Raw genomic sequence first — 17,717 nt, 5'->3', positions numbered from 1 at the left:
TCAATATTCAAATAGATTTCTATCTTTTCTTACAAATAACCAATCAATTTTTGACAGATTAATCATTATGAATTGACAACACAAATTGATAAGGTTATATTGAAAATGTGATAAAATGTAATTGAAAAGATATTATTATTATCAACTGTAAACCTTTACAGCGCAATAAGAGAGGAGCTCAGCATGCATGTCATTCATTTAACTGATTTGGTTTCCGTAGAAATCCTGGAAGACCTCTTGCAACAATACTATGAAGCTACCGGCATGGCTTCATCCATTGTTGACTTTCAAGGGCGTACGATTACCAGCCATAAATTTTTACCAGTTTGTGAATTGATCAGGAGTGTTCCAGAACTTGAGAAACTCTGCATTCAATCAGACGCCTATGCTGGATTAACGGCATCCATTACTCGGGAACCGTATATTTATCAGTGTCCCTGCGGATTGATTGACTGTGCAGTCCCCATTTTCGTAGAAGAAACTTGTGTTGGACAAATTATGACTGGTCAAGTTCTTATAATAGATGAGGATTTAGAAAAAGTACCGAAAATATTTGATTTTTTGCCTGACATATTTAAAAATATTGACACTTTTCACTATACAGATATATATCAAGAAAAACTTCTAGCCCTCTCACTAAAAGAAATTACTGCTTATACAAAACTGCTGAAAATTATTGCTCAACTTATATCTGTAATGGGATACCAAAACATTTTGAATGAACGATATAAAGAACAGAAAATCAAATTATTGGAAGAAAAAAAGGAGATTGCAGAGACAAAAGCAAATGTGGCTAAATTGAAGTTTAACCTTCTTGAAAACCAATTACCAATAACTTTTCTAATTGAAAGTTTCAATTCTATTTATCAACAAGCAATTATTGAAGAAGCAACTGAAACAGCTGATATCATTTTTTCTATCTCTTCTCTATTAAGGCGGACGCTTTATCGCAAGGAATCTTTAGTTCCTCTTGAAGAAGAAATTGACTATATCCAAAATTATATTAATATTAAAAATCTATCAAGGAGTTTTAAAGTTTCCATTGAAGAACAAATTAACCAGGAATGTGCAAAAAAAAATATTCCAATCACATTGATCCAATCCATTGTCGAACATCTTTTTTTTATAAACATTGATAAACTGAATATTTCCAGCATAATCACGATCTCAGCCATTGAGATGGATTCCAAAATGATTCTGGAGTTGTCTTGCAATCATGTGAAACTTCCTATTGTCAATATAAAAGAAACGAAAAATCGCAATATTTTAAGTTCACTGTTCTCCCGAACAACTTGTTTAACACTTAACAATCTCTTACATATGCTTTCTGCATTCTACAATGAATCATATGATATCACGATTGCAGAAACTGAAGATAATTATGGGAAGATTCTTATCTCTTTGCCCTTAAACCTTGAATAATTCATACTAAAAGGAGCTACGCATATGATCAATTATTTTGTCATCAGTTCAAATCCTTTGGATGGGGATATGTTCAATCATTTATTTAAATACCATTCCGGCATTCAATATAATGGTCAAGCTTTTACTTCTAACTCAGGACTGGCTATAATAAAAGAAAAAAAACCGGAACTGGTATTCCTTGAAATCAAACCAATCGATAACACTATATATATTGATATTATTAAAATAATCAAAGAGATTGACCCATTGAATTTCCTCATTTGTTTTTCACTTTCTGAACAGTTTGAATTACTTCAATCGGCAATGGATTTCGGAGCTTATTCTTTTTTGTCTGCTCCTATTGATCGAAAAAGAATCACAAGAATAGTAGAAAACATTAATAACAGTATCGAAAAAAAAGAATACTTAATCAACGATGCTTCCCATGATATTTCTTACAAAAATATTTTTTTGAGATGTCTGAATTGCACCTGTACTGAGCTGGAAATAGTTTTTGATGAGATATGGGAAGCTTACTTAAACAAAGATGACTATCATTTTTCTCGAGTTGTAAATAAATGCCAAAAATTCAGCACTGAATTTTATTATTATCTCGTCGAAACATATGTTGACAAGATTAATGAAACAATCATCATTATTTATAATAACTTTATGTTGGATATCACTAAAGTCAAAACAAAAAATGAAATAAAAAGTTTACTATATAATTTTGCAAAAGACTGTAATTGTACTATCAATAAAGATCAACACGATCTTTCCAGAGAACTCGTCATCAAAGCAAAAAAACTCATTAGTCAGTATATTAATGAAGAGAAACAAATTTCGTTGGAAAACATTGCCGTTGAAATGTTTATGAGCCCTTCTTATTTAAGTCGCATATTTCGAAAAATCGAAGGGATTAAATACATCGATTATGTAAATCTTTACCGACTGGATAAAGCTAAAGTATTATTAACCACAACCAATGACACCATTGAGAGCATCGCTTGTATCTGTGGCTATAATGAGCCAAATTCTTTTCGAAGGTTATTTAAGCAAAAACTAGGGATGACACCTAATAGCTACCGTAAAATCCAAAGGCAAATCGACGATAAGTCTAGTAATCCATCCTAAATGATCACTACAACAGAATTAATATAATTCAAACCTAATATGATGACCTGAATAATTATAATATTCTCCCATGGCAAGATAATTAGATGATCAATTAGTTTCATTAAAATCATAATAGCTTAATAATAATTTTAGAGCTGTTTCTTAAAAAATAAAGATTCTAGCTTTAAAGTTGCTTTTTGAAGCGTTTCCTTCTTCATCGTGGTGTCGACTACTTTCATAAGCAGCCTAGAGCACTCGTTTCATTTCCATGACGCGACCTGAACCAGCTGATAATGCCTGATGTGATTTCTATTCATCCGGTGGAAAATTTGCCATAGCTTTCTTCAGATTCATCATCACCCAGCACTACTACGACTATGCTAAAGAAATTCTATCCGGATTTAACAACTACCACGAAATCTTCATAAAATCGTAAGCATCTGTTAACATAAAATTCACATTCATCTGTTATTATTAATTTATTCAATCGATTCCCTATCAATGAGAGACGATTGACCCCAATATAAATAATTAGTCCTTTCGTCAGTCACCTGAACTTTGCCGGAAATGAAAATCTAAAATAATAGCCAAACCGATTTGGCGGATATAAAAAATAAAGGAGACTACAAATGAATCAGTTAATTTCAAACAACTTATTTTCTCTATCTGAACTTGAAAAAAAAGTGATTAATCTTAATCACTCACAGATTAAGCAACTCTTTGAACAACCGCAAAAAACCTGCATGAAATTCTTAAAAAGCCTCTGGACAGAAGTCGATATTGAAAGTCACTGTAAACTGACAACTATTGATTTTGATACGGTCAAACGAACCGGGGATATTTTGATTCCCGAAACCAATGACGCTCAATGTCATGAATGCCTCAAGGCCAGTAAACATAAACTCTCTGCATTTGAGCAACTATCTCTTTTTAACTACAACCTGGCCATGAATGACTTTGGCGATGGTAAAATTAAAGAATCATTTTCCAGTTACGATCACTATTTATAGCTTTTTCTTAGATCACTATTTAAAGCCTTCTCTTTCTTGTTGCATTAAGTAGAAGTATCAACAATTCACTCAATATTCCACGTAAAAGCCCCCCATTTTGTAATAATGGGAGGCTTTAATTGGTTATCTTTTAAGAAAACCGTTTTATTCTTAATGATTCATACACCTTTTACCACTTCTGGTGCACTCGGTTTAAGTGGATTTATAAACAGATATAGAACACAGAAGATGCCCAGAACAACCGTCCCCACCATGATCGGAGCTGTTACAGCGTCCCCAGTGATGGCTGCAATGGCGCCGATCCAGTAGGTTGATAAAAATCCAAACAAATTCATACTAGCCATAATCATTGATACACTTAAAGCCATTTGAGACGGTTTAACTGTCATCGAAATAATCATCATGTTGGCCGGTATCAGTGTCGACATGGCGATCCCTTCAAGAAAGACACCAAGTGTCAAAATAAATATATTTGAGGCAAATACGACCATAGCCAATCCGACAAAACCGAAGGCATAGCCCACCGCCAGAATAAAGCGGCCGGAAACCTTAAATACTTTTCCAAAAATCGAGCCAGCGATCATCCCACCAATGGTCAAAAGTGCTAGGACAATCCCTGCAGTTGCCGTGTCTCCTAATCCCCGTTCAACAATCAGCGTGGACATATTAACCAACATGGGATAAATTGACAAAATGTAAAGGCCAAATACCAGTACGATAATAAACAGTTTAACCGGCAATTTTTCTTTGGGAGCCGCCTGACTTTCAGCTGTAACTGGAATTGATGGTGGCTCTGGCAGGAAAAAGATTACAATAATCAGTGAAACAATACCCAGTGCATGCGGTAAAAAACTATAGTTCCAGCCGATCCCAGCAAAATAACCGCCCAAGAATTGGAGTACCATTCCGCCAATGTTCATAGAGAGTGTAACCATTCCTGTCATCGTTGCGACTTTGTCGCCTTCGTATACCCCCATAACCAATGAATTAGCCAAAGGCACCACCATTCCAAGACCTATCCCGAAGATGGCACGTTCTAGCAATATTACAGTAAAGTCAGTTGCAAAAAAGGGGGCTACACCGCCGAGTACAAAAAGCGACATCCCAAAAACTGCCAAAGTCCGGTATTTTACTTTGCTACCGGCTACGGATCCGGCAATCAGGGTAGCTGGAATAACAGTTAATGAGGGTAAGGTGGATACCAGCAGAAGCGTGGTAATGGGTAAATCCGAAAACTGCACAAAAATTGCATTAAGGGCAGGGGTAATGGTGCCGACACCCATTCCAAAAAATGCCATGGCCAAAATTGCAAAGGTTGAGATAGGTTTTACTGTTTGATTCATTTTTTTCCTCCTCTTAAACATACTTAATGTTTTTACGAAATGAGACTAACAAAGCAAGTCCTCACCTTTACCTCCATTTCTTTTGTTGTTACCATTTAAGTGCATAATAACAACATATTTCCCATTTTAACGAGGATTATCTTTGATTAATTCTCCCGGTTTAAATATTTTAACCGGTTCAGTATTTGTATTGTAATCGGTTTTTTACGAATTGTCAACATATTTTAAATTAATTTAATTTGAACCGGTTCATTAAATTATACTTGCATCCATCAACTAAAAACGTTAAAATTAAATAATAGCTTTAAATAACAACATGAGAGAGATGACCATGAATAACCAGAAAGAACAAATTCTCCAGGTGGCCAGCCAATTATTTTATGAGCAGGGTTATAAAAAAACCTACCTGGATCAAATTGCCGAGATCTGTGAAATTACCAAACCTTTGATTTCTTATTACTTTAAATCAAAATCCAGCTTAGCCCGGGCAGTCAGTGATACTTTCCTGTTTGAACTAAAAAATAAAATCGCTTTTAAATTATATACCGATTATTTCAAAGGACGAAAGGCTGATCTTCAAGTCAGTACCGCGGTAGAAATTCGGCTCTATAATCTGATGTTTCTCACCGATCCTAATGCTATGCGGTTTTTGAAAGAACTAGCTGACGACAAATATGAAGATCTGTTTAGTCAAGATAGCATCCGACTCTACCAAATTCATGATCGCCGTTATCATCTGGATATTCATGATGATACCGATGAGCTGGCAATGATTGCCAATGCCGCCCGAGGCGCCTCCTTTTCGGTTTTATGGGCCTACGATCGTGGTGAATTTAATTGCACCCAGGAAGATTGTCTGGATTATATCGCCCGACTCAACTTCATACTGATGCATATTGATAAAGCTCGGATTGATGCCATTCTGGCAGAAAGTAAAGAGGTCATCAGACAGGTTCCCTTTTCCTTCAAGCCTTATTTCCAAATTGAGTAACACTTTGTCATAACCACAAAAAACTCCCGGATTCACAATCGAATCCGAGAGTTTTTTACGTTCAAGTGAGTTAAATTAGCTGTTTCCGATCCAGTATGGCATTACCTATAAATGACATCACCCCTACACAAGCGAGCCCGACGGCCGCCAACAAAAATTTAGTTTCAATGTTGCCACCAGCAAAATTAGCGACCCCATTAGAAACGATGGGTGAGACAAAGATCCCCACACTAGTCGAAGCCGTGACAATGGCAATCGCTAATGAACTAATAGAAGGATGTACCGCATTGGCTGCAGCAAAGGTTCCCGCCGGGTTGATGGTCGCCAGACAAAAACCACAGCACATGGCTCCAATAAACAGTGATGGCAGATTGCCCAGGACAAAGATCAGTAACATCCCCGTCCCACCGACGAGTAAGGATACCGGAATCACCAACTTTTTTAAAACCCGCTGCATCCGTCCAAAAAATATACCAGTAAGCATTCCCGATGCTGACATCGCGGTGTTGATGAGTCCACTGGTAGAGGCATCTCCCAAACCCTTGCCAGCGACATAGAGGGCTATATTTGTTTGAAAGACAAACAGAAAAACTCCAAACAAAAACATGGTCAAGGCTGTGAAATAAACTCGGGCATTAAGCTTGGCACTTTTTTGGATGTGTTTTTCTTCGACATGAGCTGGTGGACTATCTTTAGGCAGATTTTTCATGACAATAACAATTACCGGAATAAAAATCAGATAAACCAGATAGGACATTTGCCAGGAAATCCCAGCCAGCATCCCGGAACTAAATAGAAGTACCATGCTACCGCCATTGACAAAGGCTGACTGAAGCCCCATCAGAGCACCACTTTCCTCCGCCACAAAGTATTCCGCTATTAATGCCATCGACATGGTGGAATTCATCCCCTGAGCAACCCCCAACAGCAAACTGCAGCCCAGCAGCACATAAATACTGGTTGAACCAAAAAACAGGGCGATCATCCCCCCGGCCAGGCCGCAGACCAGACCAAAAATCACCAGGCTTTTCTTTGGCAGACGCAGCGATAAGGGCCCTGATGCAAAGGCAAACACCAGCCCCATCAATGCTGGAATGGTTAAAACCATCGAAATCAGCGACGGGTCCACTCCCACAAAATAAGCCTGAATATCAGCCAGAATTGCTGAAGCGGTCATCGATATCATCAATAATGATGATATCGACAGAATTGCATGTTTAATTTTTCTCTTTTCCAAAACTTCCTCCCAATAATAATAACGTTTCTTCATCCGATAATTTCATTTATCACATTTATTTTACCGGTTAAATTTAGTGTATTATATTACATCATGATTTTTCTGTCAACGTGTTCAGTGTTAACAAGAGTCTATTTTAACGGAGATGCGTTTTCATTGATCGCGATACAATTTTTATTATCTAATCTCTGTACCAAATGTTATTATTAAACCACTAACAAGCAAAAGACCTGAATTAAAAATACATTCAGGTCTTTATTAAGACAATTTTCTGTTGCCATCAGATCATATACATGCCTGGGTCATTTTACCTAGCGGTGTAATCAGAACCAATATTGACATCGTCATAATAACCGACAATACTACAGAGACAGTGAAAAAAGAATCCTCTCACCAATTCTGCATATTTTCGATCGTTCATTTTCGCGCTTTCCTGATTACTGAACTTTTCCTAAATCCCAGTAGGTTGTAATGTTTTCTTTCCAGACAAAGCTGTATTTTTCCAGCAGGTCACGGGGATTAACTGGTTCTTTTCCGGTGAGTTTAAAAACAGTATCGGTTTCGATTGCCATCAGACCATCCCGAATGCTTGATTCATTCGTTACCATATCATTAGCACACCAGGGTACTGGCGATTTTGAATAATTACCGTGAGAAGTACGGGGAATATAAATGGAATCCAAATAATCATAATATTCTTCTTCATTCATGGTGATATACTCATAATTTATATCGGATATTTCATTGATCATATTACAAATTTCATGCTCACTGATCAATTGTCCAGTGACATCATAGCCGGTGTTCTTTTCCCCTTTACCCAGTAATAAAGCTGTAGCCACCCGACCACTGTCATCCTTTGCAATAAAGGTTGCCTTGCCATCCCCGGCTGTTGTAACCCAACGCTTATTATCCAGGTTAGCCATCATCACTGAATTCAGCAGGTAGTTTTCCAGATAGAGATTGTTTCGCATGATGTTATAGTCAACACCTGAATTGGTCAAATATTCTTCAGTGGCAGTATGATCCGGCAAGACATATTGTTTGTATTCGGGACGATTTGCACCGAAGAATGAGGTATAGGTGATGTGCTCAACACCAGCTGTAATTGCTGCATCAATCACATTTTTATGTTGCTGCACACGCTCTGGTCCAATAATAACTCCAGATACGAAATAGATTCTGTCTCCACCTTTAAAGGCTTCGATCATTTGATCTTTATTATCATAATTTGCTTCTTTGATGGTCACACCCTTTTCTTCCCATACTTTTACCCGCTCCGGTCTTAATCGGCTCTTGTCGGGGCAGGTGAAAATTAATTGATCTCCCGATACCTCTTTTAACATATTCGCTGCAACTCTGCCACCCAATTGTCCGTCTGCTCCTGTTACAATATAACGCATTTTTTCCTCCGTATTGTATTTTCGTCGCTTATTTATATTTCATCCTCAGTCTAATTTTAAGGCCAGTTAATTGCGACATCTTTGTTAACAAGATAACACATATAAAACTGGAAATGAAATTGAAATATGTTATGATTAATAAAAGATTTCTATTAATCCGGAGGTAATCACATGCATTTAAAACAGATCGAGTGCTTTGTCAACCTGGCTGAAACCTTGAATTTTTCCAGGACTGCGGAATATTTATTTGTGACCCAGCCAACTGTCACCCACCAGATCAATACCCTGGAAGATGAGCTTGGTTTAAAGCTGTTTGTCCGAACAAAACGAAAAGTGGATCTGACTCCGGCCGGTTTATCGTTTTATAATGACATGAAAGAAATTCTTACCAAAACTAATATTGCAATAGCGAAAGCCAAACACTATGCCCATACTTTTGAATCCAACTTAGCTATTTGCTATGAAGGCAATGTTGAAGTACGGCATCTTCCTGACATCCTTAAAACCTTCAACAAAACATTCCCCAATGTTCATGTCTACCTTAAAATGGCTGATTTCAGAGAAAAACGTAATCTGTTTACCAGTCATGACTTTGATCTTATTTTTGCTGTCCGTGAAAGTATTGAAGATCTTTCGGATATCGGCTTTGTTGAATTGTTCCGGGCAAAATTTGTTTGCGTTCTGCCTACTGACCATCCTCTTTCAGCTAAGCCAGTCATTGCAATCAAAGACCTTTGCGAAGATTCGTTGATTCTTCTTGATCCGCTTAAATGTCCCACTGAAATGGCCCGGGTACAAAAGAAAATTCAGATGCAGTGTCCCACTGCGACAGTCTATTTTTCTGATCACCCTTTGATCACCTATACCATGATCAAAGGTAATCTTGGCATAGCTGTGATGCCGGATTTTGTCTGCCCCGAAGATTCAGCCCTGGCAATTGTTCCTATGGATATTGATGATACTATTTCGTACGGCATCGCCTGGCACCAGAAGAATGATCGCAAAGAGATTAAGGGATTTGTCGCGATTACCCGAGAAACCTATCAGGACTAATTATTACTAAAGAAAAAATGCGATTTCTACGCATTCTTATTCAACTTATGCTAAATATCTAAAAAAAGCTGCATTCAACCTCAATGATGGTTAAATGCAGCTTTTTTAATTTTCTGATTTACTTTTATTGTTTTATTGTTTTATTGTTTTATTGTTTTATTCAAAATGTACCCGCTCGGCATCAAACCGATCTTTCGGCTCGGCATCCCCCACCGGGTAGCCAATCGGAATGATGGCGTAAGGCTGGAGGTGAGTCGGTATACTCAACACTTTACGGACATTTTCCATCCGTTCTGTTAGCGGTGAAATGCCAATCCAGACTGCACCCAGGCCCAGCTCGGTGACTTCCAATAGGATCTTCTGGGTGCAGGCAGCCATATCGATGTCGGCGAATTCCGTCATCATCATTTCCTTACGGTAAACGGGCACAATCGCCATGGCGGCATCTTTGACGCATCCACCATAGGGACTACAATTTGCCAGAGCGGCCAGCGTTTCCTTCTTCTTGATTACAAATAATTCCCATGGCTGTTGATTGGCAGCTGATGGGGCCGCCATGGCTGCTCTTAAAAGCCTATCGATTTTTTCTGCTTCAACTTCCTTGTTTTCATACTTTCTAACACTGGTTCATTTAAATATTGTGTTCAATGCTTCCTCCATTTTATTTATTTTCTCGGTCATTTGCTTTAAATTGCTGCGATAATTTACCGTAGTTCATTGTTAAAGTAGATCTCATTCCAACCAATCCGTTGAGCGCTTAACGGCTTTATCCCAGAAGGCACATAGTTCCTGACGCTTTTCTTCACCAATTTGTGGTTCGAATCGTTTTTCAATTTTCCAGAACTCGCTTATTTCTTCAAAACTATCCCAATAGCCGACTGCTAAACCAGCAGCATAAACTGCCCCCAGGGTAGTGGTTTCGGTAATGATTGGCCGCTCAACAGGAATTCCTAAGATATCGGCTTGAAACTGAAGTAAAAAGTCACTTTTTGCGCCACCGCCGTCAGCCCTGAGTTTTGTTAGTTTAAAGCCGGATTTTTTCTCCATCACATTAAAAGCATCCTTCACCTGGAACGCCATCGATTCCAAAGCCGCCCGGGCAATGTGATGCTTGGTGGTGCCTCTGGAAATACCAATAATGGTACCTCTGGCATAGGAATCAAAATAGGGTGCCCCTAACCCCACAAACGCCGGTACAAAATAAACCCCTAAACTGTCTTCCACTTGAAGCGCCAGTTCTTCCGCTTCTTTTGCGTCATTGATTATGCCCAGACCATCCCGCAGCCATTGGATCACCGCACCTGAAACATCTGCCATTCCTTCCAAGCCATAATCCGTTCTTCCTTTAGCACTCCATAAAACCGGTGAGAAAAGACCGTCGGAAGGGGGAACATAAGTATCTCCGGTATTCATTACCATAAAAGACCCGGTGCCATAAGTGTTTTTAGCCATGCCTTTTTCCAGACATCCCTGACCAAAGGCAGCCGACTGTTGATCACCTAAAATACCGGCGACCGGAATTTCGGCCCCAAAGAAAACAGTGGGGTCGGTCAGCCCGTACACCTCACTGGAGGTTCTTAGTTCTGGCAATATTTCTTTGGGTATCTGCAATTCATTGAGAATCCATTCGTCATAGTCAAGGTTTCTGGCATTTTGTAGCAGAGTAACTGATGCATTAGAATAATCCGTTACATGAGCACGGCCTGCGGTAAGCTTCCAGACCAGCCATGTGTCAATGGTTCCATAAAGCAATTCGCCCTTTTCGACTCCGGCCTTAACCTTGGGCTCATTGTCTAGAAGCCATCTAATTTTAGTTGCTGCATCATTAGGAACAATGATCATCCCGGTTCGATCCACAATACCGGCTCCATCTTTGGCTTCTAATGCTTCACAAATAGCCAAGCTCCGTCGATCCTGCCAGACAATCGCCCGACAAACTGGCTGACCTGTATTTTTATCCCAAAACACGGTCGTTTCGCGCTGATTGGTAATACCGATGGCTTCAAGGTCTTCTGGCTTGATGTTCCCATTTTTTAGTGCCTCAGCTACCATTTTCAAGGTAACCTCCCAAATTTCATTGGCGTCGTGCTCAACCCAGCCGGATTGAGGAAAATGCTGGGTAAATTCTGAATAAGCCTGTGAAATAATATTAACTGCCTGATCAAAGATCATCACCTTTATACCAGTTGTTCCTTCGTCAATCCCTAAAATATATTTCATCTGATCCTCCTTTATTTTTTGTAGACAACGTTCCCTCTAAAAATTGTCATCTCAACACCAATATCTTTGATGGTTTCGGGTGAATCCTCCAGCGGATTTCGATCCAGAACCGTGACATCCCCACTTTTTCCGGGGCTTAAGCTACCGCGTATTTTTTCCTCTTTTGCGGTAAATGCACCATCAATGGTGAATAACCGGATTGCTTCAAAGGGAGTGATGGCATTCTGGCGATATGGTGGATTCACCGCCGCATGGATCCCCATAAGCGGATTAATTGGCGTCACATTTGAGTCCGATCCACCATTAACAGTGATGCCAGCAGTAATAAAATCGCGAATCGGGTAGGCCCGTTGGTTTCGTTCTGGTCCTACCCGATTTTCATAAACACTACCCGGTCCTCCGCGCAAATAGGTAAAGGCTGGCTGAGTAGAGATCACCACACCGAGAGCAGCCGCCCGGTTAATGTCTTGTTCATCAGGAAACCCAAAATGTTCAATCCGAAAGCGATGATCAGTGACCGGGTAGTTAAGCAGCGCCTGTTCCAGACAATTTAAAACCTGGGCAATCGCCCGTTGACCAATGGCATGAAAACCCGTTTGCAAGCCAGCTCGATGAGCGGATTCAATATAGTTGATAATCCACCCCTCAGAGTAATAGAGTTCACCCAGGATACTGGGATCGTCAGCATAGGGTTCATTAAAAGCAGCCGTTCGTGAACCGATAGAACCATCCAAAAGAATATCGGTGCCGATTATTTTCAAGTTTTTTTCCACCACATTTTCCACCGCAGTGGTGCACCAGTGGAGTACCACATGAACCGGCAAGTTTTTTATTATTTCTAAAAATACTGGAATATCCTCATCTGACGACAAATCCCCGCCTTCCATTGCATGAATCGTGGTTACACCCTTTTCCACCGCCATTTTTGCAGTATGACGAATGGCCTCTTCCCGCTGTTCCCAGGTTAACTTATCAAAAAAATATTTTCGGGCATGGGCATTGGCCAACGCATGAAGTCTTCCCGTCAGGTTCCCATTATTATCCCTGCTCAGCCCTTCTTCATTTCCAGTAAACGCCATGATTTCCATGGCCAGGGTATTCACTTGGGTATAATGTAATCCCCGATCAATGAGATACACAGGCCGTTCACCAAAAAATACATCCAGTTCCTTAGCATTCGGTGGCCTTTTCTCAATCAACCGGGATTCATCCAGTCCGTAGCCAAATACCCAATTCTCTTTCTTGGCTGATTTTTTCAGTTTTGTTATCACTTCATTAATGGATTGACAGTCAAACAAATTGATGCCTAAAGCTGACAAGCCGGTGCTCATCATGTGAACATGACAATCATGAAGACCGGGCAAAAATGTTTTTCCTTCCAGATCAATCATCTCTGCTTTTTCCTGGACGGCCAGTTTTTTTATTTCTTGACTACTTCCGATTTTTGTAATTATTCCATCGCTGATATAAATACCTTGGCATAGAGGTTGCTCTTTATCCATGGTGATACCAACTCCGTTAATGAGGGCAAGTTTATTTTCCATTGCCGACTCCTTCCTCATTTTGTTCAATATGGTTTTAACTATCACAGGCGACACGAGGTCGCCTGTTTTTTTTATCTATTCGAGTATCTTTTTAACTTCAGTTGCGACAGCTTTTCCCAATTTCGAGTGCCCACTTGCATCCAGATGCAAACCATCAATAGCGCTAACTTTGGCAACTGTTCCAGCATCAAAGAAGGCTACTCCCCGACTTTCTGCCACACCTTTATAAAATTGTGCCATTTGAACCGATTTTTCTCGGTTTCCTTCAAACATATACTTAAAAAGACCATCTTCGATCGGGCCCAGTGGTGGCGGTGCAATGAATAACACCTTTGGCCCCTTGGCACCGAACGCGCCGATCTGTGCCAAGGTTTTATCCAGAATAATGCTGGCGCCATTGGCAATATCCTGGGCGGTAACGGTATAACGACATTTTAAATCATTGGTACCAATCATAATAATGACTAAATCCAGCGGGGCATGGGAATCGAGCAACGGAATAATATGGTGCTTTCCACAACGATATTCTTCAATGGGATCATCCCAAACGGTGGTCCGACCATTTAAACCTTCCGGGATCACTTTATAGTCATTGCCCAACTCTGCCTGCAATACTCCTGCCCACCGAACTTCATCTGGCCACCGCTTGATCACTGAAACCAGGTCATTTGATGGATCCCACCCCCAGGTGTTTGAGTCACCAAAAATCATCACATTTTTCATTCGTTTTTCCTCCATTTATATAAATTTTTGATACCAATTATAATGGCTTCAGCATTCCAGATTCCAGAGTTCCCAATTACTGGTAGCTACAGCCGCAATCCCTGTTTTGATGGCAGCGCTGATCTGCTCACAAGTTGTCATTAATCCCCCTAAAATAATTGGTGCTTGAGTTTCTTTTTTTATGTCACCAATAATTCTTTCCGGAATAGTTCCCGGCATTAGAATGACCACATCGGGTTCATGTTCTTTGATGCTCACAAGGCCAGTTCGACACGCATTTGAATCGATCACAAAAAATCCAAACGCTGAAATCAATCCTGTTTCTTTGATATACTTCACACAGGGGGATTTCATCGTAATGACACAATCCACACCACAGTTAGCCATATACTGAATACCCATTTTATCTCGGGCAATTCCTTTGATTGAATCCTGATGTACCATCACTTTTTTTCCGGAACGATGGATATGACTAACTAATTGGGGCAAAGTATTGACATCTCCCAATTTGAGCATAATCCAATCAGCGTCGGTTTTTTCCATGGCATAGAGTAACTCTTTCCGTTGATGTACAGAAGGAATGACCGATTTAAACCGTAATGTCTCAGACTTATTTGTGACCATAAATTTCACCTGTTTCTTTCATTAAAGACTCTCTTTTTTCTTTGCTAAGCATGAAAAAAGTCCGCATCATACAAAGGACACAATCCAGTCAATCCTGTTTGCTTCATCCTCAGTATCATACGGACATCTCTTAAACTCTTGTCCAACACTATTCTATTGTAATGGTTTTCTTTTTAAATTTTATAACTTTTTTACCACGGTGTCAATAGCTAGTATGTTAAAAAATAGCGATGATGGGCTCTGGCGATCATCCGCAAATTCTAAAAAAGCCGCAGCAACCTTTTGGGGTTGCTACGGCTTTTGATCGTTTGATAGTAATTTTCTGGACTTATTCGAAATGGACTCGGGTTACATCAAACCGGTCTTTCTGATCAGCTTCTGCAACCGGGTAACCAATTGGAATAATGGCGTAGGGTGTCAGATGATCCGGTACCTTTAACACGTTTCGGACATTTTCCATCCGGTCTGCCAACGGTGCAATACCAATCCAGACAGCACCCAGACCCAGTTCGGTGACTTCCAAAAGTATATTCTGGGTACAAGCAGCCATATCAATATCGGCAAATTCCGGCATCATCATTTCTTTACGGTAAACTGGTACAATCGCCATGGCGGCATCCTTGATGCATCCACCATAGGGACTACAATCAGCCAGCGCCGCCATGGTTTCTTTCTTTTTAACCACATAAAACTCCCAGGGCTGTTGATTGGCAGCTGATGGGGCGGCCATCGCGGCTCTTAGAATCGCATCAATTTTTTCCCCTTCCACTTCTTTGTTTTCATACTTTCTAACACTGGTTCGACTAAAAATTGCACTCATTTTTTCCTCCAATAATTTTATAATCGTAATTTTACAATTCCTTGCACCTTACTCTTAATCACTTACTACCCAAATGGATAGTAAGTATTCGAAGAACTATTAAGGAAAACAAAACGACCAAGAAAAAACATTTCTTCAGCTCCATTATATGACAGTTTTAAAACAAAAAACACTATTCATCCAAAAATAATGTTTTTTGTTTATTTATAACTTTAAGTTAAGCACCTCAATAATTGTATCAATCACGCCCTCTTCTTCATTTGTTTTACTTGTGATATTTTTGGCAACTGCTTTTAAATCCGGATGAGCATTTTTCATCGCAAAAGTATGTTCACAAACTTGCATTAACGACAGGTCGTTGAGAAAGTCGCCAAAAGCCATTGTCTCCTCAGGTTTTGCTCCAATTTTTGCCATCAACATCTGCAAAGCTTTTCCTTTGTTTTCACCTTTTTTAACAATGTCAACCCAGTTTTCCCCTGAAGGAATAAGATCATATTGATTGGTAATCGAGAAAAGTTTTGGACAGGCATTTATCAAAGGGTTAATTCCATCAACACATGATATCTTACAAATTTCTTCCTGAGCAATCACTCTATTAAAATTCTCTACGATTACTGTATTATAAAAAAAGAGTCTTACCTTTGCTTCAAAAGCAGGTAACCGATCCATAATGTAAGTCGCATGGATACAACATAGTGCTGGACGTAACTCATCAATTTTTTCAATCCGCCCAAGCAATTCTTCAAGTTCTTTTTTTTCAATGGACACATGATATATCAGTTCACCACAATCTAGCACCACATTCCCATTTTCACAAATCAATCCTATCTCATGATAATATTCGAAGAATTGAACTTTAAGGGTATGCATTGCTCTTCCACTTGCGGGAACAAATCGTATCCCTTTACGATTTAACGCTTTAATCAGCTTGGGAAATCGTTTAGGTAATTCTTTCTTGCTGTTAAGTAATGTCCCATCAAGATCTGACACAATAATTTTAATCATACAAACTCCTTAACCCATACTTTATCATAACTACACGCTAAAATTGTTTATAATTTACTTACATCACCGTTTCAAAAAATGCAATCCATTCTTCAGTCGATAATTGTTTAGGATTACTCGACATACTCGTTCCGAAACTTGCTTTTGCCAATATCGGAATGTCATCCGGATCTATATTCAGATGCTTGTAATCGGGCTTAATTCCCATATAATTATTAAGTTCAAAAATAAAATTAACTGCCGCTTTCGCTCCATCACCTGGTTTATTATAACGCTTTCCTTTTAAAGTTTCACCAATAATATCCATGCGTTCTTGAGCAACATCAGCATTAATTTTCATAATGTGAGGAAGCATAATTCCACAAGATTCTCCGTGAGGAACATGATAGGCAATACCAACGGCCATAGCTATACCATGGACTGCCCCTAATCCTGAATTTGCAAACGCCATTCCACCCAGAAGAGATGCCGCGCACATCCCCTCCCGTGCTTCCATATCGTTACCATCATCAAAAGCTCTTTGCAAATATTTTCCACTAAGTGCAATCCCGCTTAACGCTAAACCATCACTTATCGGTGTTGCTCTCCAAGTTGTATAGGCTTCGATTAAATGTGTTAACGCATCAATTCCCGAAAATGCTGTAACGCTCTTAGGGCATTCTCTCGTTAATTCCGGATCAAGAAGTGCAACATTAGCAATCATCGTATCGGAACGCATCGAACGCTTAAAATTTAAAACCCGAGAGCCCAAAACAGCGTTCTTAGTTGCTTCACTACCAGTACCAGCCGTTGTTGGACAAGCCACAAATGGAACTGGCATCTCAGTAATTTTTTTACCTTTTCCGACGACTTCCATATAGTCAAGTGCTGGTGTACCATTTGTAATGAGTGCTGCAACTGCTTTACCAACATCAATACAACTTCCACCACCAATAGAGATAACACAATCACATCCATTTTTTATTGCTATGTCCGTGACTTCATCAACTTGTTCTACTGTCGGTTCGCCTTGAATCCCACTATAAAAAACAGTTTTTTTACCATTGCTTTCAAGCTGCGTCTTAATACTCTCCAGAATCGGCGAATTTGTAAAAAAGCTATCCACCACAATTAAAAAATTAGTGCCAAAATTACATACGTATTGATCTAATTCCTTGATCACACCTTGTTTTAAAACGATCTTGCCTGCTGTAAAAAACGAAAATTCCATAGCTCCTCCTTGAT

General features: G+C 39.5%; 15 protein-coding genes and 1 pseudogene. 5 read left to right on the top strand and 11 right to left on the bottom strand.

The features are described 5' to 3' along the window. Nucleotides 1-183 precede the first annotated feature (183 nt). The 3 genes from ACIZ62_RS07075 (at nucleotide 184) to ACIZ62_RS07065 (ending at nucleotide 3,530) form a co-directional block, all read left to right on the top strand. Nucleotides 184-1,422, top strand: coding sequence for a PocR ligand-binding domain-containing protein (locus ACIZ62_RS07075; protein ID WP_414151579.1), 1,239 nt, complete (start codon nucleotides 184-186; stop codon nucleotides 1,420-1,422). A gap of 24 nt (nucleotides 1,423-1,446) precedes the next feature. Beyond that, entirely contained in the window at nucleotides 1,447-2,538 is a 1,092-nt protein-coding gene (locus ACIZ62_RS07070) for a helix-turn-helix transcriptional regulator (protein WP_414151578.1), read from the top strand. Between the two features lie 611 nt (nucleotides 2,539-3,149). After that, nucleotides 3,150-3,530, top strand: coding sequence for a hypothetical protein (locus ACIZ62_RS07065; RefSeq protein WP_414151577.1), 381 nt, complete (start codon nucleotides 3,150-3,152; stop codon nucleotides 3,528-3,530). Nucleotides 3,531-3,688: 158 nt separating this feature from the next. Here ACIZ62_RS07065 and ACIZ62_RS07060 read toward each other — a convergent pair whose 3' ends face one another. After that, nucleotides 3,689-4,873: an MFS transporter gene (locus ACIZ62_RS07060; protein ID WP_111887355.1), complete on the bottom strand. Its 1,185-nt coding sequence runs from the start codon at nucleotides 4,871-4,873 to the stop codon at nucleotides 3,689-3,691. A gap of 331 nt (nucleotides 4,874-5,204) precedes the next feature. Here ACIZ62_RS07060 and ACIZ62_RS07055 point away from each other — a divergent pair, with 331 nt between their 5' ends. Beyond that, nucleotides 5,205-5,864 carry a TetR/AcrR family transcriptional regulator gene (locus ACIZ62_RS07055; RefSeq protein WP_414151576.1) on the top strand — a complete coding sequence of 220 codons (660 nt, stop codon included), beginning with the start codon at nucleotides 5,205-5,207 and terminating at the stop codon, nucleotides 5,862-5,864. A gap of 70 nt (nucleotides 5,865-5,934) precedes the next feature. On the opposite strand, the gene ACIZ62_RS07050 is transcribed toward ACIZ62_RS07055, so the two are convergent. Continuing rightward, nucleotides 5,935-7,101, bottom strand: a complete 1,167-nt coding sequence (locus ACIZ62_RS07050; RefSeq protein ID WP_414151575.1) for an MFS transporter — start codon at nucleotides 7,099-7,101, stop codon at nucleotides 5,935-5,937. Between the two features lie 437 nt (nucleotides 7,102-7,538). Beyond that, nucleotides 7,539-8,504 carry an NmrA family NAD(P)-binding protein gene (locus ACIZ62_RS07045; RefSeq protein ID WP_414151574.1) on the bottom strand — a complete coding sequence of 322 codons (966 nt, stop codon included), beginning with the start codon at nucleotides 8,502-8,504 and terminating at the stop codon, nucleotides 7,539-7,541. A gap of 171 nt (nucleotides 8,505-8,675) precedes the next feature. Between ACIZ62_RS07045 and ACIZ62_RS07040 the strand changes: the two genes are divergently transcribed. Then, nucleotides 8,676-9,557 (top strand): LysR family transcriptional regulator, encoded by an 882-nt coding sequence (locus tag ACIZ62_RS07040; RefSeq protein WP_414151573.1) that lies wholly within the window; start codon nucleotides 8,676-8,678, stop codon nucleotides 9,555-9,557. Between the two features lie 156 nt (nucleotides 9,558-9,713). Here the strand turns inward: ACIZ62_RS07040 and ACIZ62_RS07035 are convergent. From ACIZ62_RS07035 to ACIZ62_RS07000, 8 genes and pseudogenes are all read right to left on the bottom strand, one after another. Next, nucleotides 9,714-10,169, bottom strand: a pseudogene (locus ACIZ62_RS07035) (nitroreductase family protein); the annotation flags it as partial. Between the two features lie 120 nt (nucleotides 10,170-10,289). Next, nucleotides 10,290-11,777 (bottom strand): glycerol kinase GlpK, encoded by a 1,488-nt coding sequence (gene glpK / locus ACIZ62_RS07030; RefSeq protein ID WP_414151572.1) that lies wholly within the window; start codon nucleotides 11,775-11,777, stop codon nucleotides 10,290-10,292. A gap of 11 nt (nucleotides 11,778-11,788) precedes the next feature. Beyond that, nucleotides 11,789-13,321, bottom strand: coding sequence for an amidohydrolase (locus tag ACIZ62_RS07025; RefSeq protein ID WP_414151571.1), 1,533 nt, complete (start codon nucleotides 13,319-13,321; stop codon nucleotides 11,789-11,791). 75 nt (nucleotides 13,322-13,396) lie between these two features. Then, nucleotides 13,397-14,044: an SGNH/GDSL hydrolase family protein gene (locus tag ACIZ62_RS07020; RefSeq protein ID WP_414151570.1), complete on the bottom strand. Its 648-nt coding sequence runs from the start codon at nucleotides 14,042-14,044 to the stop codon at nucleotides 13,397-13,399. 48 nt (nucleotides 14,045-14,092) lie between these two features. Then, nucleotides 14,093-14,668 carry a glycerol-3-phosphate responsive antiterminator gene (locus tag ACIZ62_RS07015; RefSeq protein WP_111887361.1) on the bottom strand — a complete coding sequence of 192 codons (576 nt, stop codon included), beginning with the start codon at nucleotides 14,666-14,668 and terminating at the stop codon, nucleotides 14,093-14,095. A gap of 328 nt (nucleotides 14,669-14,996) precedes the next feature. Continuing rightward, complete coding sequence (locus ACIZ62_RS07010) at nucleotides 14,997-15,488, bottom strand: nitroreductase family protein (RefSeq protein WP_111887362.1); 492 nt, start codon at nucleotides 15,486-15,488, stop codon at nucleotides 14,997-14,999. Between the two features lie 204 nt (nucleotides 15,489-15,692). Then, nucleotides 15,693-16,493 carry an HAD family hydrolase gene (locus ACIZ62_RS07005; protein ID WP_414151569.1) on the bottom strand — a complete coding sequence of 267 codons (801 nt, stop codon included), beginning with the start codon at nucleotides 16,491-16,493 and terminating at the stop codon, nucleotides 15,693-15,695. Nucleotides 16,494-16,551: 58 nt separating this feature from the next. Then, nucleotides 16,552-17,703, bottom strand: coding sequence for an iron-containing alcohol dehydrogenase (locus ACIZ62_RS07000; RefSeq protein ID WP_414151568.1), 1,152 nt, complete (start codon nucleotides 17,701-17,703; stop codon nucleotides 16,552-16,554). Nucleotides 17,704-17,717: the final 14 nt, after the last annotated feature.

It is taken from the genome of Acetobacterium carbinolicum, assembly GCF_047456275.1.
In the GTDB taxonomy this organism is placed as follows: Bacteria; Bacillota; Clostridia; order Eubacteriales; family Eubacteriaceae; genus Acetobacterium; species Acetobacterium carbinolicum.
This window is presented reverse-complemented; position numbering and strand designations above follow the sequence as displayed.